Source organism: Allobaculum fili (assembly GCF_020969955.1).
GTDB lineage: Bacteria > Bacillota_I > Bacilli_A > Erysipelotrichales > Erysipelotrichaceae > Allobaculum > Allobaculum fili.
Window position 1 is genome coordinate 1 of sequence record NZ_JAHDSX010000040.1, and the last position, 22,453, is coordinate 22,453.

Annotated in this window: 20 protein-coding genes and 1 pseudogene; 4 read left to right on the forward strand and 17 right to left on the reverse strand. The window is 50.0% G+C overall.

What is annotated here, in order from left to right:
• The 3 genes from tnpB to Afil_RS08400 form a co-directional block, all read right to left on the reverse strand.
• The coding region (tnpB, locus tag Afil_RS11385; RefSeq protein ID WP_369413425.1) for an IS66 family insertion sequence element accessory protein TnpB at positions 1 to 144 on the reverse strand (144 nt) is incomplete at its 3' end.
• Position 145: 1 nt separating this feature from the next.
• A complete protein-coding gene (locus tag Afil_RS08395; protein WP_230268117.1) occupies positions 146 to 367 on the reverse strand; it encodes a hypothetical protein in 222 nt (73 codons plus the stop codon).
• A gap of 80 nt (positions 368 to 447) precedes the next feature.
• Positions 448 to 1,224: a ZIP family metal transporter gene (locus Afil_RS08400; RefSeq protein WP_230268118.1), complete on the reverse strand. Its 777-nt coding sequence runs from the start codon at positions 1,222 to 1,224 to the stop codon at positions 448 to 450.
• A 282-nt stretch (positions 1,225 to 1,506) separates the two neighbouring features.
• Between Afil_RS08400 and Afil_RS08405 the strand changes: the two genes are divergently transcribed.
• Positions 1,507 to 2,037, forward strand: a complete 531-nt coding sequence (locus Afil_RS08405; RefSeq protein ID WP_230268119.1) for a hypothetical protein — start codon at positions 1,507 to 1,509, stop codon at positions 2,035 to 2,037.
• A 124-nt stretch (positions 2,038 to 2,161) separates the two neighbouring features.
• On the opposite strand, the gene Afil_RS08410 is transcribed toward Afil_RS08405, so the two are convergent.
• Both Afil_RS08410 and pulA read right to left on the reverse strand, forming a co-directional pair.
• Positions 2,162 to 3,676: an IMP dehydrogenase gene (locus Afil_RS08410; protein WP_230268120.1), complete on the reverse strand. Its 1,515-nt coding sequence runs from the start codon at positions 3,674 to 3,676 to the stop codon at positions 2,162 to 2,164.
• Between the two features lie 269 nt (positions 3,677 to 3,945).
• Positions 3,946 to 6,105, reverse strand: coding sequence for a type I pullulanase (gene pulA / locus Afil_RS08415; RefSeq protein ID WP_230268121.1), 2,160 nt, complete (start codon positions 6,103 to 6,105; stop codon positions 3,946 to 3,948).
• Positions 6,106 to 6,932: 827 nt separating this feature from the next.
• On the opposite strand from pulA, the gene Afil_RS08420 reads away from it, so the two are divergent.
• The gene (locus tag Afil_RS08420) at positions 6,933 to 8,300 is read left to right on the forward strand and encodes a class II fumarate hydratase (RefSeq protein ID WP_230268122.1); all 1,368 of its coding nucleotides are present in this window, start codon (positions 6,933 to 6,935) and stop codon (positions 8,298 to 8,300) included.
• 275 nt (positions 8,301 to 8,575) lie between these two features.
• Here Afil_RS08420 and Afil_RS08425 read toward each other — a convergent pair whose 3' ends face one another.
• From Afil_RS08425 to cls, 3 genes are all read right to left on the reverse strand, one after another.
• Positions 8,576 to 9,142 (reverse strand): HAAS signaling domain-containing protein, encoded by a 567-nt coding sequence (locus tag Afil_RS08425; RefSeq protein ID WP_230268123.1) that lies wholly within the window; start codon positions 9,140 to 9,142, stop codon positions 8,576 to 8,578.
• Positions 9,117 to 9,479, reverse strand: coding sequence for a PadR family transcriptional regulator (locus Afil_RS08430; RefSeq protein WP_230268124.1), 363 nt, complete (start codon positions 9,477 to 9,479; stop codon positions 9,117 to 9,119). Before Afil_RS08430 ends, Afil_RS08425 begins: the two co-directional genes overlap by 26 nt.
• Before the next feature lie 407 nt (positions 9,480 to 9,886).
• A complete protein-coding gene (gene cls / locus Afil_RS08435) occupies positions 9,887 to 11,422 on the reverse strand; it encodes a cardiolipin synthase (protein ID WP_230268125.1) in 1,536 nt (511 codons plus the stop codon).
• Positions 11,423 to 11,844: 422 nt separating this feature from the next.
• Here cls and ppk1 point away from each other — a divergent pair, with 422 nt between their 5' ends.
• The gene (ppk1, locus tag Afil_RS08440) at positions 11,845 to 13,974 is read left to right on the forward strand and encodes a polyphosphate kinase 1 (RefSeq protein WP_230268126.1); all 2,130 of its coding nucleotides are present in this window, start codon (positions 11,845 to 11,847) and stop codon (positions 13,972 to 13,974) included.
• A gap of 254 nt (positions 13,975 to 14,228) precedes the next feature.
• Entirely contained in the window at positions 14,229 to 15,455 is a 1,227-nt protein-coding gene (locus tag Afil_RS08445) for a DUF4317 family protein (RefSeq protein ID WP_230268127.1), read from the forward strand.
• A gap of 136 nt (positions 15,456 to 15,591) precedes the next feature.
• On the opposite strand, the gene Afil_RS08450 is transcribed toward Afil_RS08445, so the two are convergent.
• The 9 genes and pseudogenes from Afil_RS08450 to Afil_RS08490 all read right to left on the reverse strand — a co-directional run.
• Positions 15,592 to 16,269, reverse strand: coding sequence for a TIGR00266 family protein (locus Afil_RS08450; RefSeq protein WP_230268128.1), 678 nt, complete (start codon positions 16,267 to 16,269; stop codon positions 15,592 to 15,594).
• A 209-nt stretch (positions 16,270 to 16,478) separates the two neighbouring features.
• Positions 16,479 to 17,276 (reverse strand): HAD family hydrolase, encoded by a 798-nt coding sequence (locus Afil_RS08455; RefSeq protein ID WP_230268129.1) that lies wholly within the window; start codon positions 17,274 to 17,276, stop codon positions 16,479 to 16,481.
• A gap of 248 nt (positions 17,277 to 17,524) precedes the next feature.
• On the reverse strand, positions 17,525 to 18,031 hold the full coding sequence (locus Afil_RS08460) for a flavodoxin family protein (protein ID WP_230268130.1): 507 nt from the start codon (positions 18,029 to 18,031) through the stop codon (positions 17,525 to 17,527).
• Between the two features lie 389 nt (positions 18,032 to 18,420).
• On the reverse strand, positions 18,421 to 19,677 hold the full coding sequence (locus tag Afil_RS08465) for a glutamate-5-semialdehyde dehydrogenase (protein WP_230268131.1): 1,257 nt from the start codon (positions 19,675 to 19,677) through the stop codon (positions 18,421 to 18,423).
• Positions 19,674 to 20,519, reverse strand: coding sequence for a glutamate 5-kinase (gene proB, locus Afil_RS08470; protein ID WP_230268132.1), 846 nt, complete (start codon positions 20,517 to 20,519; stop codon positions 19,674 to 19,676). Before proB ends, Afil_RS08465 begins: the two co-directional genes overlap by 4 nt.
• A 388-nt stretch (positions 20,520 to 20,907) precedes the next feature.
• Positions 20,908 to 21,498, reverse strand: a complete 591-nt coding sequence (locus tag Afil_RS11390) for a transposase (RefSeq protein ID WP_369413426.1) — start codon at positions 21,496 to 21,498, stop codon at positions 20,908 to 20,910.
• Between the two features lie 41 nt (positions 21,499 to 21,539).
• Positions 21,540 to 21,890 (reverse strand): annotated as a pseudogene (locus tag Afil_RS08480) (transposase); the annotation flags it as partial.
• 81 nt (positions 21,891 to 21,971) lie between these two features.
• Positions 21,972 to 22,193 (reverse strand): hypothetical protein, encoded by a 222-nt coding sequence (locus Afil_RS08485; RefSeq protein WP_230268135.1) that lies wholly within the window; start codon positions 22,191 to 22,193, stop codon positions 21,972 to 21,974.
• A 65-nt stretch (positions 22,194 to 22,258) separates the two neighbouring features.
• On the reverse strand, positions 22,259 to 22,453 hold a 195-nt coding region (locus Afil_RS08490; RefSeq protein WP_230268136.1), incomplete at its 5' end, for a hypothetical protein.

Consider the following 22,453-nt stretch of genomic DNA (forward strand, 5'->3'; position numbering starts at 1 on the left):
CGACACGATCCCATCTCCTGTAATTCTCCAGTCGAAATGTCCGGAGTTGAGAACCTTGTAGAACAGCCAGGTTCCCGTTCCGTCATAGTACAGGCACTTGATGCGGCCCTTTGAGCGATTGGTGAAGCTGAATTTTGATTCCATCTTATTTTTCCTCCTGAATGACGACTTTGAAGAACGCCAGATCTGAAAGCTCTGGCGCCTTTTTCTGTTCAAGCTTTTCTACCGATTCGACGCAATGAACCATGCGTCGAAAACGGGTATAGTCCAGATCTCGAGTCCGACAGAACTGTTTCATAGTCAGTTCGGGATGAAGATAGAAATCTTCGAGAAGTGTTTCCCACTTCATAAGGGTTTCGAGTTGCATAAAAAACCTCCGATTCAGAATAATTTTCCGAGATCGGAGGGGGTGGCGCTAGACGGGTTCTATTTGACGCTTACGCCGAATCAGCCAAGGAGCGTATCAAGAATCATCATCAGTACAAAGCCGCCCGAAAAGTAGAGCGTTGGCAGATTGGAATGTTCGCCCTGCACCATTTCCGGGATGAGTTCTTCCACTACCACATACAGCATCGCCCCAGCCGCAAAGCTTAAAAACCACGGAAGCAGCGGAACGATCCAGCTTTGCATGGCCAGAGTAAGCCCAGTGGCCAGCGGTTCGACAGCGCCGGAGAGCGTGCCAAACCAGAACGCCTTCCAGCGCGAATAGCCGCTGCCGTGAAGCGGCATCGAAATGATCGCGCCTTCCGGAACGTTTTGGAGGGCAATGCCAAGGGACAGTGCCAGAACTGCGGAAAACGAGATCAGATTCGTGTTCAGCATGCCAGCCAGCGTCGCTCCGACCGCCATGCCTTCCGGAATGTTATGCAGAGTGACCGCCAGAAACAGTTTCGTACGCTTTTTCAGACTCGAATGCGGGCCTTCTTCTTCCAGCGATCCCGGATGAATGTGCGGCGTAATGGCATCGAGCACAAGCAGAAAAAGAATGCCCAGCAGAAAACCGCCGGCAGCCGGCAAAAAGGCCATTCTGCCCATCGGTTCACTCTGTTCCATGGCCGGAATCAGCAATGACCATACTGAAGCGGCAGTCATTACTCCGGCCGCAATGCCGGAAAAGCAGCGATTTACCAGCTGTGAGAGCGGTTTGCGCACAAAGAAAACAAATGCTGATCCAGCAGCAGTTCCAAGCAGCGGAATAAAGGCTGCCAGCAGAATACTGTTCATTGCAGATCCTCCATTTATTACTGAAGCCGGTTCTCCACAAAACCGGCTAAAAAAGAAAAGCGGCTCCGGCAGAAAAACTGCTTTCAGTCTATCAGCGAAAGGACATTTTACCGACGGATATGAACGGCTCGTATAATACATTTGCCTGTCGAATGGCAGACTATTGATGAGAAAAACTTCAGAATATGTTTAGACGGACATTATCGAAAGACGCCATGATGGATGATAAGCTCAATTCATGAGAAATGGAATTTAAAATAAATTCCAGCAAGGAGAATCCCTGTGAAAACAATCCATCCTGCTCCACTGCCCCGCTCTTCTTCCCTGCGGCTTTACAATCTCATTTTCCCTCTGTTTTTCTTCTTTGTAGTTCCAATCACCTGGATCTGGCCGCTGTTCATTTTCGGCAATCTGGCAATCGACTGCGCCGTTCTCCGCTTCTGTCTTAAGCGCTTCAATCCTCGAAACTGGAAGCAGGGCTTTAAAAAGACCTGGTGGAAGGTCTGGCTGCTTGGGTATCTGGGGGACGTTCTGGGCTGCGTGATTCTGTTTGCGATTGGTTTTATTCCCTATTCCGAAACCCTCTATCCCATCGAAATGGCGGTATACTACAACCCCTGGTCCCATCCGGTTGGACTGCTTCTGGTCTGCCTGACGATTATCCTGGCAGGATTTGCGCTCTATTTTCTCGATTCCCGCCTGGCTCTTCGAAAGAGCGGGCTTTCCGTCAAAGGCAGACGGAAAGCAGCTTTGATCATCTCCATAGCGACCGCACCTTATGTGCTGCTGATTCCGACGTCTCTTTTCTTCTGATCAGTCAGCCGGCTTATCACTCAGTTTTTTGCAGATTTCCGCCTGTGAAATCTGCATTTTAATTTTTCCCATTTAAAAGGCAGACCGCCGGGGTCTGCCTGTCCAGTTAACAAAATGATTGGAATTACATCTGCCCGGCGTCGACTTTATCATCGCGGACGAGTACGTCATGGGCACCGCCCTCAGAAATCGATACAGCCGAAACCAGGGTAACTTTCGCGTTTTTCTGGAAATCCGGGATGTTGGTAAAGCCGCAGTTGCACATGGTGTGCTTGATCTTGGAAATCGTCAGACCGACGTTGTCCGCCAGTGCGCCGGCATATGGTACGTAGGAGTCAACGCCTTCGACAAAGGACATCTTGCCTTCGCCGCCGACATCATAGCGCTGCCAGTTGCGGGCACGGGCACTTCCTTCGCCCCAGTACTCCTTCATGTAGTTTCCGTTTACGCTTACTACTTTGTTCGGCGCTTCCTTGAAACGGGCAAAGTAGCGGCCCAGCATAACGAAGTCTGCACCAAAGGCAAGGGCGAGCGTCATGTGGTAGTCCTGAACGATACCGCCATCGGAACAGATTGGAACGTAGATTCCAGTGTTTTCGAAATATTCATCCCGCGCTTTGGCGACTTCGATTGTCGCGGTCGCCTGCCCGCGGCCGATGCCTTTCTGCTCGCGGGTGATGCAGATGGAACCGCCGCCGATACCGATTTTAACGAAGTCCGCACCGGCTTCAGCCAGAAAGCGGAATCCGTCGCCGTCAACAACGTTGCCGGCACCGACTTTAACGGTGTCGCCGTATTTTTCGCGAATCCATTTGATCGTATCGGCCTGCCAGCAGGAATAGCCTTCGGAAGAGTCAATAACGAGGATGTCCGCACCGGCTTCTACAAGAGCAGGAACGCGGTCCTTGTAGTCGCGGGAGTTGATGCCTGCACCAACGAGGTAGCGTTTGTGCTCATCCAGAACTTCGTTTGGGTTTTCCTTGTGCTGTTCGTAGTCCTTACGGAAAACGAACGCTTTCAGGCGACGATCCTTGTCTACGATCGGCAGCTGGTTCAGTTTCTTGTCCCAGATGATGTCGTTCGCTTCGCCAAGCGTGAGACCTTCATCGCCGACGATCAGCTTGTCATAGGGCGTCATGACATCCTTGACTTTCGTGTTGTCGAGATCTACGCGGGTTTCGCGGAAATCACGGGAAGTCAGAATGCCGACGAGAACGCCGTCTTTTTTGCCGTTTTCCGTAACGGCCATTGTGGAATGTCCGGTCTGCTGACGGATCTGGATTACTTTGCGCAGCGTATCATCAGGAGAAACGTTCGCATCGCTGCCGGTAAATCCAGCTTTGGTGGCCTTGACCTGACGAATCATCGCAGCCTGACTTTCAATCGGCTGAGAACCGAAAATAAAGGCGACACCGCCCTCGCGAGCCAGAGCGACCGCAAGATCCGGTCCGGACACCGCCTGCATGACCGCACTGGTCAGCGGGATGTTCAGGGAAAGCGCCGGCTTTTCCCCTTTTTTAAATTTCACCAGCGGCGTTTTCAGGCTGACTTTATCCGGGGTATCTTCTGGTCCGGTATAGCCTGGAACGAGAAGGTATTCCGCAAAAGTGCGGGAAGGTTCGCTGAAAAATTTTGCCATATTGTTCCTCCTGTATGCATGCAATTCGAATGGGATTTCTGTCTGCTGGCCGACTTCGGCCAAATCTCATTTTCTCTATTTTATGCGGATGCGCCGTCCTGTCAAAAAGCAGAGGCCAAACCTCTGCTTTTTGACAAATTTTTCAATTTAAGAAACAAAATGAAATGCCCTTTCGCTCCTGAAAAGGACTGAAAATGGAAAGCTTTCGGGCATTATTCCGGTTTTTGGCCCGACTTTCGCCCGTTTCCACTCGATTGGATCCGGCCGTCTTATGCAGCTTTGGACACGGAAGCTTCAGCTTCTTCAGCCGTCTGCGGCTTTTCAAACGTCTCTTCGAGAACGACGACAGTGCCGATCGGTCCAATCTGAATATGACGGGCCTGTTTCTCGTTCAGATGGTTCACATCGTAGAGAACTTCCCCTTCCTTCGTCAGATCGTAATGGAACGTCTCATGCGTCGGGTTAAAGAACAGAATCATTTTCTCGTTTTCATCCTGCGTCTGATACACGAGCACTTTCGAATCGAGATCGGATACATGAACGTTATGCATAATCGCTTCGCTACTCGTCAGACGCAGCGAAGAATGTTCGCGCCGGATTTTAACGAGTTCCTTGAATTGATCGACCATCGGCTCCATCGTATCGCGGCGATGGTAGTCGATCATGTTGTAATGATCGGAACGATTGTACGTGTTGTCGAGATTGTTTTTGGTCCGGCCGAATTCCTGGCCGGAATGAATGAACGGAATGCCCTGCGCAAACAGAACCATCGCGTTCGCCAGAACCTGACGGCGTATGCGTTCGCTGCGCGGCATGCCTTCGCATGCCTTGCGGTTTTTATCCCAGAGGGTATGGTTGTCGTGGCATTCGATGTAGTTGACCGCTTTAAACGGCGCATCGTATCGGCCTTCGAGAACCGATGCGCACATGACCTGCTTGGCATCATGCAGAAGGCCGAGGTTGCCTGCCGGATAGCCGGCGTCGCTGATCTGACCCGACGAGCCGCGAATGACTTCGCGGAAGCGGTCCGAAAAATGACCGACCAGCGGCATTTTGGCCTGATTGTTCTGGGAAGCCCGGATATCGTGCGGTACAAAGCTTGGCATGTCCCAGCCTTCCCCGTAAATCATGAAATCCGGTTTGCGCTTTTTCGCTTCTTCGGCAATCGTGTTGAGCAGCGAGCAGTCCAGTACGCCCATCAGATCGAAGCGGAAGCCGTCGACATCGAAGACGTCAATCAGCTGCATGGCCGCATCGATCAGGTAGCGCCGGCTCATTTCCGGACGGGAATCGATATCGTTTCCGCAGTACGATCCGTTGGAATAATTGCCTAAGGAGTCCATCAGGAAGAAGTAATCCGGAACCATGTTTTCCAGCGCGTAGCCGTCACGGTTCCATACGTGGTTGAATACGAGATCGAGCGTGACTTTAATGCCCGCTTCATGAAGCTTCTGTACCATCTGGGCGAATTCAAGAATGCGGCGTTCCGGATCGAACGGATCGGTCGAATACGAGCCTTCCAGCGCGCGGTAGTTCGCAGGATCGTAGCCCCAGTTGTAATAGAGCGACGGATACTCTTCGTCGACGCTGCCAAAATCCAGAACCGGCATCAGCTGTACGTGGGTAATGCCCAGTTCCCGAATATACGAAAGGCCTGTACGTTTCTGTCTGGTTGTGGCGTTTTCCTGTACAAACGCCGGGAAGGTTTTCGGATTTTCAACGCCGATTTCCTTCTGGGCGGTCATATCCCGAATGGAACATTCGTAAATGATCGCATCGGTCTGGTGCGCCATCGGCTTTGGTTTGAAGCGTTCAGGCATTTTCAGCAAGGAGAGATCGTTGACCTGCGAGCAGCTCGTATTGACGCCGGTAAAAAGATTGTACGGATCGTGGCATTCACGAATGCTGCCGTTGACGTTCATGCGATAGCGGTAAAGCTTATGCAGCAGATCGCCTTCGACGCAAACGGTCCAGCAGCCTTCTTCATCCCGTTCCATCGGGACAGCCTGCCGGTTTCCTTCTTCATCGAGTAAAACAAGTTCCGCCCAGCTGACGACGGGAGACCAGAAACGGAAAATCGTCTGCTCAGGCGTGTAGTGACAGCCAAGCGTATTCAGATCGACGGCCGGCCAGGCGTTCGCAAATTCCGGCGTCTTAACAATATGGCTGTATTTGGCCGGTGCGGTCCGGCAGTGTCCGGAATACAGAACGTAGTCCCGTCCGATTTCCAGCGGGGCATCCACCGTACACGTATACCGAATGTGGGTAATATTATCTGTCTTTTCCTGTATGGTCAGAGGAACAATTTCACCGTGTTCATCTTTCAGATGAAAGGTCTGACTGTTTCCCTGATAAAAATTCTTGTCTATATAAACATGGACGCAGTTATATCCATCGATATAGCATTCCAGGTTATCCTTCATTCTCATAGGCATCTCCTTGCCTGTGTCACAACCCTCAGAACCGCAGAGCGGCAGAGGCTAAACGGGCTGAATTTTGTCGTTTTCAACAAAATGAAATTCAATGACTGATCATACAAGCATTGATTCCGGAAGACAAGAAGATCGATTTTCTTTTCCGCTTCTTCCCGCTTTGAACGAGAACTTATATCAATACGTAGTATTACCAAAGAAACATCGGACGTAAACACGATATTCCAAGTTAAAAATAATGCGATTGACCCGGAATTACTTTACAGAAATCACAGATCAGTTTGTACATTTCAAACCAGGTCTTCATATGCTTTGTTAAAAATGGTCCTCAACCGACGTTTCGTACGCGCTTTCCCATCAGAATGGGATCCAGTATTTTCGAGCTGGAGTGTTCCAGACTGTCGATGGCGAGGCTTTCCTCTTCTGATCCTACCGATTTGAAGAAAAGATGTACTCCAGACACCCGTTTTTGCGCTATTAAGACATCCTCCTGCTGTCCAGCAGCGCGCTGTTTTCAAAGAAATCCTGATTTTTCTATCCAGTCTCTCCTTCTCGCTGCCGGCATTCACGAGAGCGTACGCAAACACTCTTTTCTTCATTTTGCGCGCCAAAGTACGCAAGAAAGCGCCGGCGAAATTCAGGAACGTCTGGAAAAGCAGGACGAAACGATTTCGTATGGATAAAATGACAGGGATAAGAGCCTGTCGAAAACGAGGGGCTCGCCCGATGCCCCTGCGCAGTCTGGAAAAATTCCCTTTCCAGGGCAGGTCTCCGGTACAGATTTCATACATAAGCAAAAAAGAAGAAAGAGAAAAGGAGAACTCATGGAATACAGAATCGAACACGACGTTTTAGGCGAAGTCAAAGTTCCGGCGGATGCGTGCTGGATGTCCCAGACGCAGCGCTCGCTGGAAAACTTTAAAATCGGCACCGAAAAGATGCCGACTGAACTCATTGACGCCTTTGCGTATTTGAAAATGGCCTGCGCCATTGTCAATGAACGCAATCACAAAATCGATCCGGCGCAAAAAGAAGCCATCGTCGAAGTGTGTCAGGCCATTCTGAACAAAAAGCTGACCGGCGAATTTCCGCTGGCCGTCTGGCAGACCGGGTCGGGGACGCAGACCAACATGAACGTGAACGAAGTCATCGCACATGTCGGCATGAAAAATCATCCCGGACTCTCTCTTCATCCAAACGATACAGTCAACGCGTCCCAGTCTTCCAACGATACGTTCCCGAGTGCCCTGCACATAATGGCTTCGTCCATGACGCGAAAGCTGCTTCTTCCTGCAATCGATGAATGCGTGGACGTTCTGAAACGCCTGGAAGAAGAAAACGCAGGCATTATCAAAATTGGACGGACGCACCTGCAGGATGCGACCCCGCTGTACGTTTCGAATGAAATCAGCGGCTGGCGGTCCATGCTGGAACATTCCCGCCGTCATATCGAAGCGGTTCTTCCCTTCGTCAACGAACTCGCCATCGGGGCGACCGCGGTCGGCACCGGACTCAATGCGCCGCAAACCTTTGGCGCAGATGTCTGTGCGATTCTCGATTCCATGACCGGCATTCACTTCAAACCGGATCCCAACTATTTCCACGCCCTTACGTCCAAGGACGCCTGTTCCCTGCTTTCCGGCGCCGTCAAAGGGCTGGCGGCCAACATGATGAAAATCGTCAACGACGTCCGCTTCCTGGCCAGCGGTCCGCGCTGCGGAATTGGCGAACTGGAAATTCCAGCCAATGAACCTGGTTCTTCCATCATGCCGGGCAAAGTCAACCCGACCCAGTGCGAAGCCGTCACCATGGTGGCCGTACAGGTCATGGGCAACGATGCCGCTATCGGCTTTGCGGCCAGTCAGGGCAATTTCGAACTGAACGTCTTCATGCCCGTCATTGCCTACAACCTCAACCAGTCCATCCGCCTTCTGGCCGATGCGATCGTCTCGTTTACTCGCAACTGCCTGGAAGGACTCAAAGTCAACCGGCAGAAAACCGAGGAAAACCTCGAAAACTCGCTGATGCTCGTGACGTGCCTGAATCCGGTCATCGGCTACGAAAACGCAGGCAAGGCCGCCCGATATGCTTTCGAAAACAATCTGACGCTCAAGGAAGCGGTGCTGAAACTGGGCCTTCTCGATGAAGCCGCCTTTGACGAACTCGTTCGTCCGGAAAAAATGGTGCGCTAAACCATCCGATTTTCGACGCGGCTGCCCCATCTTCCAGCCCCTCAAAAATCCAAAGGATATTCGATCCTCCAGAACGTCTTCAGCTCTGGCTTTCAGAAATAAGATCAGGTATCCAGTATGAATCGACTGTTTGTCGGAAAGCGCTGAACGATTCAAATGGCGGGAAATGCACGAATTCGATGATAAGCTTCGTGCAAAATCAAATCTTCAGAAAAACGCCGGACGCAAGGCCATCAGGCCGCCGCGTCCGGCGTTTCTCGTTATATTCGATTCAGTTATATACAATCCAGCTTTTTCTTTGTCTGGCGCATAGACTGAACAATCACCAGGGTAAGTTTCCAGAACAGCCATCCAAGGACAAAAACGATAGCCCCCATCAAAATCGAAAGGGGAAGAAATTCGATGGCACTTGCAGAATACGAGCCAATGTGAATTCCGATTTCTTTCATTTCATATCCCATGAAATGGGCTGCGAGTTTGACCACGCCCGCAAGCGGAAAAAGCGCTCCAGCTGCCATAAAGCCGATCCCGCTAAGGCCTGTAATGGGCAAAACAAACATACCGCCAAATCCTGCAAGGCTGTAAAAAGCAATTACAGCACTCAGCCTACGCCAGCTAAAGCCTCTGCTTTTGGCAACAGCTTCTCCTGAATACGCTTTAGCAAGTTCCTTAGGATTTCCCAGGCGATTAAGAATCTGTTCTGCGGACATTCCGCGGGTATGCAGTTCCAGCATTTCACTTTTGATTTCTTTTACAATGTCGGCACGTTCGCAAGCAGTCATTGGGTTCAGACTGGTGTCGATTTTTTCGAGATATTCATTCAGTGATTTTTCCAGTTCCATGGTCTTTGGCTCCTTTGGTTTCCTTAATCGCGTTTTGCAGATTTTCCCATTCCTCAGACATGGCCAAAAGATATTCCATTCCCTTTTCGGTAATGGAATAGTACTTTCGCGGCGGCAGCCCCTCAGAACTCTCCTGCCAGAACGAGGAGATATATTCCTCTTTCATTAACCGTCTGAGCAGCGGATAAATCGTATTCTCTTTTGCGGCCAGAATCGGATACTTTTCCAGTGTGCTGATCATTTCATATCCATAGGATGGCTGCTGCTTTATCATTGCCAGAACGCAGAATTCCAGTGTCCCGCGCTTAATCTGGGATTTCCAATCCTCAATATTCATGTACGGTATCTCCTGTATATACATCGTACTACACAGTACTTAAGAAGCCGATCGTATATCAAATAATTTATTTTTTAACTATATATGTATAAAACAGTCCGGCAACATCTCATCCCTTTCGCTGAATGCAAGAGAGGAAAGTCTCCTTTTCACTGCGCATTTACGAAAGACATCGCACAGAAATCAAGGACGATCGTCATAGATCCATAGATCGAAAGGGCGGCCTGAGAAGAAAGAACGCTGGTCGCAGAGATTTTCATCCCCTGGCCCGGCTGCTTTCCCTGCCGTTTCCTTTGCCAAAAGAAAAACCAGATTCTCTCGCAAAGAATCTGGCCTTCGTACACATTCAAAATGGAAACGGTGCAAGTCTTCTACAGAATAGAGCTCGCCCGTATTTGATCCCGCTTTTAGAGCAGCGGAGAGAAAATTTTAAGGAACAGACGATACTGACGAACAAACCAGTTGGTCTCTTCAATGGAAGAGAGCGTAATCAGTTTGGAATCACGGAAGATCTGTTCAAAATCGCGTTCGATTTCGTCAATGCAGGCGGGATCGTACATCCACATGCCACATTCGTAGTTGGTGTAGTAGGAGCGGAAGTCCATGTTGACCGTTCCGGCCAGCGCATGTCTCGAATCGACAAGCGTGACTTTTCCATGTATGAATCCTGGGGTATATTCATACACCTTCACGCCCTTTTTCGTAAGAATTTCGGAGTTGGCCTTGGTGACTTCATACACAATTTTCTTGTCGGGGATACCAGGAACGACAATGCGTACGTCGACACCGTTCTGTACGGCCAGCTCCAGCATGCTGACCATGTCGGAATCCAGAATCAGATACGGGGTAGTAATCCAGCATGTACGGTTGGCGGAGTTGATCAGGTTGAAATGGAATTTGCGGCCAAGCGTCTTGTCGTCGGTCGGCGAATCGAAAAACGGAATGACAAAGCCCTGATTTTTAAGCCGCGGAAACTCGCTTTCGTGCCGGATATAAAATTCATACGGCGTGTTTTCTGGCGAGTCGTAGTTCCACATCTGCAAAAACGCGATGACAAACGGTTCGACCGCCGGGCCCTCGACACAGACGCCCATGTCCTTCCAGTAGCCGAAGCGTTCAATGCGGTTTACGTATTCGTCCGCGATGTTGCTTCCGCCGGTGAAGGCGATTTTTCCATCCACGATGATCGTCTTGCGATGGTCGCGGTTGTTCATCTGCATCGCCAGCTGCGGATGGATCGGATTAAAGGCGTGTACTTTTATTCCTTTCGCCTTCAGTCTGGCCTGAAAGTCTTCCGGAATGTTGATCAGGCAGCCAAAGTCATCGTAGATCAGACGGACATCGACGCCTTCGGCCACTTTCTGCTCCAGAACGGCGAGCAGCTCATCGAGCACGCTGCCTTCGTCGATGATGTACGTCTCGATGAAGATGTACTCTTCCGCCTTGCGAATGGCTTCCATGAAGCCTTCAAACTGCGCTTCGCCGGTCGGAAAATACCGGACGGCGGAATTGGTATAGACCGGGAAATAGCCGTTGTTCCAGGCCATGTCGGTCATTCGCCGCAGCACCGGATCCTGGATCTCGGACTGGTTGAGGGTTTTCAGATTCTGCTCCGCGTATTCCTGATAGTCCGCATAGGCCTGTCTGTCCTGAATCATCAGCGCTTTCGGAATCTTGGTACCGCCAAAGAGCAGATACAGCATGCCGCCAAAAAACGGAAGGGCCATGATCACAAAGACCCAGAGCAGTTTGGACGACGAGTCCGAATCGCGGTTGATGACCGCAATGGAGACAACGACGCTCAGCGCGAGCATCGTATAGTAAACAGGAAGAAACTCATGGGAAAAATACGTCAGTAAAAGAAGCAGGATCAGCAGCTGAAAGGCTAAAGCCGCAGCCAGATACAGGGCTTTGGACTTTAGAATTTTCTTAAAAAACTTCACACTCTGCCTCCTCTTTTCAAACATGTGAACAATTCACTATTGACTTAGTATAACAAGCTTTCCACGGAGTTTCCCTAGGGAATTCTTAAGGGATTGCTAAGAGTTCGCAAACCTCAAAAGACGCCAGACATCCACTCATGCATCACAAAGCGCCCAAATGCCGGCATCAGCCGGCAGACCGTCAAAAAATCCACTACAATATCGATGAGCGCAGTCAAAGGCCGGCGCGCCCTGCGAAAAACCTGTCTGATCAAGCCGACAGAATTGCAGAGTCTGTATACCTGATAAAAAGAAAACAGGAAAATTTTTTTCAAAAGCAGGATTCAATATCCTGTCTGATGCGAAACCTGAGTCTGGCCTTCGCGCTGCATACGGCTGCATTCAGCCCTTAACCATACACAGTACAAGGAGTGTATCTCCCTATGAAAACTAAGAAATACCCCTTTACCCAGAACCGCGAAATCAGCTGGCTGAAATTCAACCAGCGCGTTCTCGAAGAAGCTGCCGATCCGTCGGTCGAACTTCTGGAACGCATGAAATTTGCGGCGATTTTCACGTCCAACCTGGATGAGTTTTTCATGGTCCGGGCAGGATCCTTAATGGATATGTCTCTGGTCGATAACGATCAGATCGATTCAAAAAGCGGCATGTCCCCTTCCGAACAGCTGCAGGCGATTTACGAAGAATCCGCCAGACTGTATAAAATGCGGGACAACGTCCTTCACAATCTGCGCAAGACGCTTCGCGAAGTCCAGATCCAGCCGATGTCCATGAAAAATCTGAACAAGAAGCAGTCCAAGCTGATCGCGAAATATTTTGAAAGCGATCTGGCTCCGCTTCTCGCTCCGCAGATCATCGACGTTCACCATCCCTTCCCGTTTCTGATCAACAAGGAACTGTACATTTTCTTTTCGATTATCGAAAACGGAAAGACGCGCTACGGCATCGTTCCGATTCCGTCCTATTTGCCGCGCATCATTTATCTCAACGAAGAGAAAACCGAATTCATGCTCGTTGAAAATGTCGTCCTCGCCTTTCTCGAAAAGATGTTTCCTAAATCCCGGATTCCCTTCAAGACGATCATTCGCGTAACCCGCAACGCGGACATCAACCTGAACAGCGCCGACATTGAAGACGATGAAGACTATCGCTCCTACATGAAGACGATTCTCAAAAAGCGCATGCGTCTTTCTCCGATTCGTCTGGAAATCTACCGGGATACTGATCCAGCTGCAGTGGACTATCTTTGCCGGCAGCTGCATCTGTCCAAGGCGCAGGTCTTCCTGTCCAAGCGTTCCCCGCTCGATCTTTCGTACGTTTTCCCGCTGATCGACGCGCTGCCCGCGGATATTCGCAAGGCCCTTTCCTACAAGCCGTTTGTCGCCCAGACGGACCGCCGTCTGAATCCGGAAGAACCGCTCATTCCGCAGATTCTCGATCATGACGTTCTGCTTTCCTATCCGTATCAGGACATTGATCAGTTCATCCGACTGCTTGATGAAGCGGCGACAAATCCGGACGTGCTCTCCATTTCGATCACCATTTATCGACTGGCGAAAAACTCCAAAATTGTCCGGGCCCTCTGCCGCGCCGCGGAAAACAGCAAAAATGTCACCGTCCTGATGGAACTGCGTGCCCGCTTTGACGAACAGAACAACATTCAGGCCGCTGAACGTCTCGAAGAAAGCGGCGTCAGCGTTTTCTACGGCTTTGAAGACTACAAAGTCCACTCCAAGCTCATGCAGATTACCCTCAAATCCCGCGGAAAAATCCGTACGATCACCCAGATCGGTACCGGCAACTACAACGAGAAAACGAGCCGGCAGTACACGGATTTCTCGCTCATTACCGCGGATGAGCAGATTGGTCAGGACGCGACTGAATTTTTCAAGAACATGAACGTCGGCAACCTGGCCGGTTCGTACAAGAAGCTGATCGTTTCCCCGTTCGGTCTGAAAAACGCGATTTTACAGAAGCTGGACGAACAGATTGCGCTCGCAAAAGCCGGAAAGCCGGCCAGAGCCTGGTTCAAGATGAACTCGCTGACCGACCTCGATCTGATCGCCAAACTGTCCGAAGCCTCTCAGGCTGGGGTCGATATTAAAATGATCGTTCGCGGCATCTGCTGCATTCTGCCCGGACTCGAAGGCTATACCGATCACATTGAAATTCACTCCGTAGTCGGCCGCTTTCTTGAACACGGACGCATTTACATCTTCGGCATCGGCGAATCGTGCGAAGTGTACATCGCTTCCGCCGATTTCATGACCCGCAACACCGAGCGCCGCGTAGAAGTCGGTGTTCCCATCGAAGATCCGCAGCTGAAAAAGGAGCTGCTCGAGTATTTTGAAACGCAGTTTAACGACAGTCTGAAAGGACGCCGTCTGCTCCCTTCCGGCTCCTATACGAAAATTTCGCCCGAAGGCGATGAGATGATCAACAGCCAGCAGGCCTTTATCGAAAAGGCGAAGGAATACAAGTACATTTCAGCTCCTGCTCCCAAAATGAGTTCCCTGTTTGCACGCCTCTTCTCGCATCATCACAAATCCTGAAATCAGCCGGCTCTGGCCGGCTTTTCTGTTTGAGCTGCGATCCTGCGTTCTGCTCGATTCGGTTCGATGAAGACACGCTGTCCTCTCCAAAACGATTTGTGCAGCAAAATCCCGGACAAGGCGAATCATCTTAAGGATTACGATGCAGGCGAAAAAGGTTAATATGGTTCTTGTCACAAAAAAAAGCACCGGTCCAAACCGACCGGATTCATTTAAAAACGCGCAATACGCCTTAACGAAAGGAAGACGGAAGTATGAATAAAAAAGATCTCTCCGAAATCAAGCGGCAGCTCAAGCCCGAAAATGAGCGCCTGATTTTAAAGGGCATTCAGGAAGCCTATGGAAAATACCGGGATGAAGAAGCCCACCTTCTCTTTACCCGCCTCATCGATCCGGAAACGCTCAGCACAGAAGAAGAAGACTTGTATTTTGAGATTTTCCGTAAAAGTCTTTCGGGAACGCCGGGCAAAAACCTGATGGAATATACGTTTGATCCCATGGATCCGCAGGCGGTCGAACTGCAGAAAACACTGTTTGACTACCGCAACGGAACCCTGCTCGAGCCGGAAGTGTTCGACCGCTATGCGTCCGAACTGATTGAAAAAGGTAATTATCGAAACAGCGTATATGTAACGGTCGGCATCTTCGAATACGCTGCACCCAATCTGAATGCGAACCGGGAAGAACTGGAAGGCAATACGACGTATCGTTTCATGATTACCGCCATCAGCGAAGCCAGACTGACCGATATCGGTCTGTTCTATTCCACAAAGGATAACTGCGTTTCCCGCAAGGTTAACGAAGAAATGCAGATCATTCCTTCCCCGCTCGACGCGTTCCTGTATCCATCCTTCAGCGAACGCGCCGCAGACGTCAACCATTTCCTTTATCATTCCAAAACCGCGAAAAAGCCGAACATCGATCTGATTGAACAGTTTTTCCACATTCCGTTCCAGTCGACGGCACCCGAACAGGCCGACGGCTTTGCGCAGGTCATTGCGGATGTATTCCCGCAGGGACTTGATGTCAAAACGGCCATTCAGTTCCACCGCAACGTCTCCGACTTTATTCAAGAGGGAACGGAAGAAGACGCGGTCGTCAAAGTCGATAAAGCGAGAGTGCACGATCTGCTCGATGCGTCCGGAGCAATGGCGGAAAACATGGAACATTTTGATTCCGCGTATACCCGCATTCTGGAAGATCAGGAACTGGCTGCCGTCAACCTCGTGGAAAAAGGCAAAGTCAGCCTGAAATCCCCAGCCATTACAGTCTCGATTAAGGACGATGCCCTCGATCAGGTGCAGACCCGGGTAATCGATGGAAAAAGCTGCCTCGTCATTGAAATTACCGACGAGCTGAAAATTTCTAATCTGCCCGGAACGCTCATCGAGCCGGAACCGAAAAAGGAAGTCCGCGTGATTTCACCTGAAACCGATACACCCAAAGACAATTCGGATCACGGCGACTTTTTCCAGTCCTGATTCAACGAATAACAAAATGAAACAGAAAGAGCTCTGCGTTCGCCTTTCCTCTTTGGGAAAGCGAAGCAGAGCTCTTTTGAACTGGACACAGCCAGCGATCGAACTTTCCGTTTGGCAAAAAGCGATCGCTTTTGAATTACTTGCTGGAAGGCAGGCAGGAAGCCACGGCTGCTGCAAGGTTGGAAAGCGGCATCGTCTGCAAAACGACTTTGCCAGGACCGGTAATGACGGTGTTGAAGAAGCCTTCGCCGCCGAACAGTTTGTTTTTTACGCCTTTAACCGTCTCCACATCGATCGAACAGGTCGAATCGATCATTGCTACGTTTCCGGTATCGACGATCAGCTTTTCGCCTGGACGCAGCGTATACGTGTAGTCGGATCCGTCGATTTCCAGAAACACAATACCCGGACCGGTGATCTGCTGCATGATGAACCCTTCCCCGGAGAAGAATCCGCTCATGCCCTTTTTCTGAAAGAAGGTAGAAAGCGTTACTTCCGGCGTGCTGGCCAGAAACGCCCCCTTCTGCGCGACGATGGATTCGCCTGGAGCCAGAATTACCGGTGTGATGCTTCCTGGAAAGGAGGAGCCAAAGGTCACCATACCCGGAACGTCCATTGCGGTATAGACGTTCTGGAAAATGCTTTCGCCGGTAAACATGCGGCCAAAAGCTTTCCCGAGGCTGGTTCCGCGCGTTTCCATATTCATGTTTGGTGTCATCCAGATCATGGATCCTTTTTCCGTGATCATGGATTCGTTCGTTTCAAGGTGGCAGATGACACAGGGAAAGTCACCGCCGACAATTTCATATTTCATACGTATCTCCCTTTTTTAACTTTGCATTGGGAATACAGAAAAATCCTGTTTCCTTCCGCTTCAGAAACAGGATTTCATACTTTGTATAGTCAAACAATCTATCGTTTCGCAGCCTGTACAGGTTCATCCGTTTTCCACGCAAAATGAACGATATCCCGCGAAACAAACCCGACAGGTTAAGCGAATTCTAAGAATTTTTCTGGAACACTTTAATGTCCGGCGTCCTGCCAGGCCTGAAGAAATTCATTCCAGTCATGGATTTCGCAGACCGTCGGATGACTCTCTTTTTCGAACGGATCGTGCTGGCGGTTGACGCGAATCCATAAGGACGGCGCGCCAAAGGCGATCGCACCGAGAATGTCCGCTTTCCACGAATCGCCGATGACCAGAATTTCATCTGGCAACAGCGTCTTGCCAAGCGCCTTGCAGGTGCGGGCGTACACTTTTTGAAAATACGACAAGTCCGGTTTGGAAACGCCAAATTCGTCCGAAGTATAAATTTCCGTAAACAGCGTATCCATTCCCGCCGCTTTCAGCCGTTTATACTGACCGCTCTGCTTGCCGTTAGTCACGATAAATAACGGCAGACCGGCTGTTTTCAAAGCTTCTAGTCCTTCGAGCGCTTTGGGCATCGGATGGTTTCCTTCATAAAGCTGATGGTGGAACGTTTCCTCAAAGCCTTCGGGTACGGTCCGCTCAAGACCAAACGCCTTGAACAGATGGACAAACCGGGTTTTGCGCATTTCATCGCGCGTCATTTCTCCCGATTCGATGTGATCCCACAGGCAGGCGTTTTCTCTTAAAAAGATCGGATAGTACGCTTCCGTCCATTCGATGCCAAACTTTTGAAACGCATAAACCATCGCGTCCCGCGCGCACAGATCAAAACTCAGCAGCGTCTGATCGATATCGATCCAGACCGCCTGAATCTTTCCGTTTTTCAAAAGCGAAATCAGCCTGGACAGCGACAGGCTGGGTGTTTCTGCTCTGTTTTCCAATTCACTCATGATTTCAGTATAAGCGCCGGCTTTGTATTTTCGCATTCGACGCTGTATTTCTCCTTCTTTCGCAAAAAGCCCTGTCGTTCCAAACAGCAAGTTGAGCCGCTGTAACCCGAGAAAAATCCATGAAAAAGGAGCCGATTGAACGATTCGACACGGCTGGTCGACCGTGCATACGGCTCCTGATTTCTGCATTCGGTTTGAAATTCATCCTTCGATCTCGAAAGGATAAACGAATTGATAAGGATGGCGAGTTACAGGGAGATGCCCAGACGATACACTTCCTGATAAGCCGGATGGGCGATGATGTCGCCTTTTTGCATGACATTGGATCCATAAACGATCGAAACGACACGGCTGGTCGGCAGCGAATCCGTAAAGCCGGTCAGAGAGTTCACGGCTTCTTCCATTTCCGAGCGGTTAACCGGTGCGGTCAGGAAGAAGTAGAAGTCCTTGGCGTCGAAGCCGCTGAAGTAAGGGGTCATGCGGTCGATGAATGTTTTCATCATGCCGGACATCGTATAGAAATAGACCGGAGTTGCCAGAACGATGACATCCGAATCCTGAATGAGCGATACGTACTGATCGACATCATCGGGCTGCTGGTCTTCCCGGTAAAAGTCAAAATTCTGGTCCTTCAGATTGATCCGTACAATCTGATTTTCCGGATTTTCGGAAGCGCCGCGAATGAATTCTGTGCAAAGCAGATCGCAGTTTCCGTTTTCCCGGGGAGAGGAATTCACCACAATAATCTTTTTCATGCTCTTTCTCCTTTGAACCTTATATTCTATATTCATTATAGTAAGGCAAATACGAAAACCCATTCATCATGCCTGTCTTCAAATGGGCAGACGAAGGCATGGACAAGGAGGACGGACTATGCATTTTGATCGAATCCGAAAACTGAGTATCACGATTGCGCTGATCATTCTTGTGATTTTACTGGCGGTAATGTTCCGTGCCGTTTTTGAGGGATAGTACGGCTTTCCAGGAATGATCGAAAAAGATATGCGCCGGTTCGTCAGTTCCATAAAAAAGCGGCAGACGCTCTGCCGCTTTCAGGTCTCAGGAATTTTTTTATACATTACATTTTCTTTTCCGTTCTGGAAAAGACCCAGTCTGCCTAAGCCATTACCTTGGCGTGGAATAATCAGGGACGAATCTGACCGTCGCCGAAAATGATGTATTTGGTTGTGGTCAGCTCTTCGAGACCCATCGGACCTCTGGCATGCAGTTTCTGGGTGGAAATGCCGATTTCCGCGCCAAGACCGAATTCGTGTCCATCGGTAAAGCGCGTCGAAGCGTTGACATATACCGCGGCGGCATCGACCTGATTCAGGAATTTTCGGGCATTCGCATAGTCTCTGGTCACGATGGCTTCGGAATGGCCGGTGTTGTAGGCGTTGATATGTTCGATGGCTTCGTCCACCGAATTTACCGTCTTGACGGAAATTTCATAATCGAGATATTCCCGTCCCCAGTCTTCTTCACTCGCTTCTACGGATTTGGCATGATCGATCAGCGGCAGAAGTTCTTTCTGGGCGTGAATGAGCACCTGATGTTCCGCCAGCTTTTCTTCAAGCCTGGGAAGGAGTGCATCGACGACATTTCTGTGCACGAGCAACGATTCCACGGCGTTGCAGACGCCGACGCGCTGCGTCTTTCCGTTAATGATGATGCGAACGGCCATATCCAAATCGGCGCTTTCATCGACATACACGTGGCAGTTGCCTGTTCCAGTTTCGATGACCGGTACGGTCGCATTTTCCACAACGGAAGCAATCAGACCGGCTCCGCCGCGCGGAATGAGGACATCCACCCAGCGCGAGCAGCGCATGAGTTCCCGGGATGCTTCACGGGAATTGTCCTTCAGCAAAGACGCCGCTTCCATAGGAAGATCAAATGCCGCCAGACTTTCCTGGAGGACTTCCACAATCGACGCGTTGGAATTTGCGGCTTCTTTTCCGCCTTTAAGAATGACCGCGTTTCCGCTCTTGAAACAGAGCGCAAATACGTCCGCCGTAACGTTTGGTCGGGCTTCATAAATGACCGCGCAGACGCCTAAGGGAACTCTCTGTTTTCCGATCAGAAGTCCGTTCGGACGTTTTTTCATTTCCAGAACGCTGCCGACGGGATCGGGCAGATCGGCCACTTCCCGCATGCCCTGCGCAATGGATTCAATGCGTGCTGCCGAAAGCATCAGACGATCCTGCAGCGGGAGGGGCATATTGTTTTCCCGGGCGGCTTCCAGGTCTTTCGCGTTGGCAGCAAGAATCCGATCGGTACTGGCGATCAGACGATTGGCCGCATCGAGCAGCACCTGGTTTTTTGTATTGGTATCGAGGGTATTCAGAATTCCGGCGGCGCGGTGCGCCTTTTCGCCGAGTTCATTCATCCAGTCTGTCATTCGAGTTCCTCCAGAAGATCATCAAAGCCCAGTCCGGAAACCGGGTTAGCGGCGAAGAACGTGCCAAGCGGTTCTCCGGCCACAAGATGTTCGATAATTCGAAAGTCTTTCGCGTTCGCAATAATCATGTCGCAGCCGATGGCGCCTGCAATCCGTGCCGCGTGAATTTTGGTCGTCATTCCGCCAGTACCTACTCCGCTTGAGGGGCCTTTGGCCAGCTGGCAGATTTCCTCATTCAGTTCGGCTACCTCGTCAATGAAACGGGCGTCTGGATTTCTGGACGGATCGTCGGTATACAGCCCGTCGATATCGGAAAGCAGGACGAGCAGATCGGCTTTAACCAGCGCCGCTACAAGCGCGGAAAGCGAGTCGTTGTCGCCGATTTCAATTTCATCGGTCGCAATCGTATCGTTTTCGTTCACGATCGGAATGACGCCGAGATCAAACAGTTCTTCAAACGTATTTTTTGCGTTAAAGCGGTCTTTTTCATAGCGCATTGTGTGCTTGGTCAGAAGCAGCTGGCCGCAGTTCAGACCGTATTCCGCAAATATTTTCTGATACAGCATCATCAGCCGTGCCTGACCGACAGCGGCACAGGCTTGCTTGCGGGAAACCGAATGCGGCCGCTTGGGCAGACCGAGATACTGGGAGCCGACCATGATGGCTCCCGAAGAAACTAAGACGACATCGTAGCCGGCATTGTGCAAAGAGCAGACCTGCCGGACGAGAACGTCAAGCTTATCAAAATTTAATCGGCCGGTCTCTGGGTAAGTCAGAGAAGAAGAGCCGACTTTCACAACAATTCGTTTCGCGTCTTTTACGCGGGTTCTTAAAGATGACATGCGTTTATTGTATCCAAGTTCTAAGATGAGGCCTGAAATTTTTCAGACTTTTGAAAATTTTGGCGCCTTTTTCTTTCACTGCAGCGAAAAACCGACAGCTGCTCACAGACCGAGGCAAGGATGGACATTAAAACACGAAAAGGATGGTTTCAAGCCGCATGCTTTTATGCCCGCAACAGGACGGGTGCAGTTTTCCTTTAGTCCTTGTCCAATGTCATTAAGTTAAAATCGTAAACCTCGCTGAAGTTCCTGCACCAGAGGAGTAGAGGGATTGTTCTAAGAAGAGGAAGCATGACGAAAAGGATAATTTTTTCGTGTTCAAAAAAATCACCTGATCGTCAATTAGTGTTTTATCAAACTGTTCTACCTATATCTTTGCCTTTTCCTTTTACCTTCGCGGTCGACCAGGGCGAACAGATTCTGTCTTTCGTTCCAGAAGTTTAACAAGCCCTGCTCCGGTATACGCTCCTTCATTCCAGAAGAACGATCGAGTTGCAGCCGTAAGAAAGGTAAAGTCGATTTTTCGTTCAGCCTTCCGTTTCACAGCCCGTTCCAGCTGAAGGCGAATCTTCTTCCTTTTTTCAACGTGATTACGAATTCTCGAATTCATGTTGTAAATGGTCCTCTTGGCGTAGACCTCTCCAATGACCAGTTCTTTCTTCCTGCCATGAATATGTTCCAGGCCCAGCTCTCTTTTGAGGTCTCTGAAACTGATTTCGATCTGCCAGCGCAGCCGGTAGATTTCCTTCAGATCATCCGTGCTGAAGGAATCAGCAGAGAGGTTGGTAAAGAGTGTAATAAAGGACTCTTTTTCCCCGCATTTAACCTTAAATCTGACTGCTCTTCCATGGAGGGGCAGCTCCGTTACACCGTTTGAAAACTCAGGGTGTTTTGGATAAGAAGAAATGTACTTGTATGTATCCCAGTTTTTCTTAACTTTCTTATTGTTCTTGGAAGTTAAAGTTACATCAAACGGAATGTCATACTCTTCGGTTTCCGGTGTGGGATGGGTATGTCAAAAATTTTGTCCTCGATATCTGAAATATCCCGGCTGCCTTTAGGAACTGCCTGTGGTTCGAATGTACCAAGGCGATCACGAGGAATACGCAGATCCAGTTCGCACTGAGAAGACCTTACCGTCTTCTCAGAATAGCCGTTGCGCCGGTTGTCCGTCGATTTAGGAGCATGCGATCCGCTGGTATAGCCGAGATGCGAGTCAAGTTCTCCCTGGAGCATCTGTTCAAGGACAGGGCCAAAGATTTCCTTGATGAGGTCTGAGGCTTCTTTAAACGTCTTAGGCTTGTATTCCTTAACGATGGTTGAAGCAATCTGTTCCTGAAGGGTTGGTGCAGCTTTAGCTTTACGTGGCATAAGTGGTCTCCTTGTATAAATTTGTCAGGCTCAAGCTGATTGTATCAGCCTGATGCCTTGATGGAATTTACACAAAAGACCTTACACTCTCGCTTCCGATCTCTCCTGCATTGCCTCTTTCTGGGCCTTCTCATAGTCGAAAAGCTTCTTAACGCTTGGATAGACCAGATGGCCATTCTTCTTGCGGAAGCCTGCACGATTTGTATCGAATGCGTTCTGCGCACTCCAGTAGTAGCGGTCCGCCATCTGCAGACGATGCGCACGGCATAAAAGGCGGTACTCCCGCAGATCGAGCAGGAGCACCTGTTCAATAGACTTAAAACCGAAATAGCGAAAACAGTCTACGGCAATCGAGTCCGTCAGCTCTTTCAGGCTTTTGGGACCGGACTGTTCAGAAGGCCGAGTTTCTTCAGCTTTCCTTTGCAGACATTCGCTGTCGATAAAAAATCGATCACTTCCGATCCGAGTTTCTCCAGATCGACTTCGCCTTCTTCGAACCATTCCGTCAGTTCGTCCTTGTTCAGACGCGGGGTCTGCCTGATGTTCAGTGCCATGATTGTGTC

Excerpts from the sequence above, each read along its gene's own strand:
- Afil_RS08430 (WP_230268124.1), bottom strand. The coding sequence starts at position 9,479 with ATGAATATTGAGGATTGGAAATCCCAGATTAAGCGCGGGACACTGGAA.
- Afil_RS08395 (WP_230268117.1), bottom strand. The coding sequence starts at position 367 with ATGCAACTCGAAACCCTTATGAAGTGGGAAACACTTCTCGAAGATTTC.
- ppk1 (WP_230268126.1), top strand. The coding sequence starts at position 11,845 with ATGAAAACTAAGAAATACCCCTTTACCCAGAACCGCGAAATCAGCTGG.
- Afil_RS08460 (WP_230268130.1), bottom strand. The coding sequence starts at position 18,031 with ATGAAAAAGATTATTGTGGTGAATTCCTCTCCCCGGGAAAACGGAAAC.
- Afil_RS08420 (WP_230268122.1), top strand. The coding sequence starts at position 6,933 with ATGGAATACAGAATCGAACACGACGTTTTAGGCGAAGTCAAAGTTCCG.
- Afil_RS08400 (WP_230268118.1), bottom strand. The coding sequence starts at position 1,224 with ATGAACAGTATTCTGCTGGCAGCCTTTATTCCGCTGCTTGGAACTGCT.
- Afil_RS08455 (WP_230268129.1), bottom strand. The coding sequence starts at position 17,276 with ATGAGTGAATTGGAAAACAGAGCAGAAACACCCAGCCTGTCGCTGTCC.
- Afil_RS08465 (WP_230268131.1), bottom strand. The coding sequence starts at position 19,677 with ATGACAGACTGGATGAATGAACTCGGCGAAAAGGCGCACCGCGCCGCC.
- Afil_RS08425 (WP_230268123.1), bottom strand. The coding sequence starts at position 9,142 with ATGGAACTGGAAAAATCACTGAATGAATATCTCGAAAAAATCGACACC.
- pulA (WP_230268121.1), bottom strand. The coding sequence starts at position 6,105 with ATGAGAATGAAGGATAACCTGGAATGCTATATCGATGGATATAACTGC.
- Afil_RS08410 (WP_230268120.1), bottom strand. The coding sequence starts at position 3,676 with ATGGCAAAATTTTTCAGCGAACCTTCCCGCACTTTTGCGGAATACCTT.
- proB (WP_230268132.1), bottom strand. The coding sequence starts at position 20,519 with ATGTCATCTTTAAGAACCCGCGTAAAAGACGCGAAACGAATTGTTGTG.
- Afil_RS08445 (WP_230268127.1), top strand. The coding sequence starts at position 14,229 with ATGAATAAAAAAGATCTCTCCGAAATCAAGCGGCAGCTCAAGCCCGAA.
- Afil_RS08450 (WP_230268128.1), bottom strand. The coding sequence starts at position 16,269 with ATGAAATATGAAATTGTCGGCGGTGACTTTCCCTGTGTCATCTGCCAC.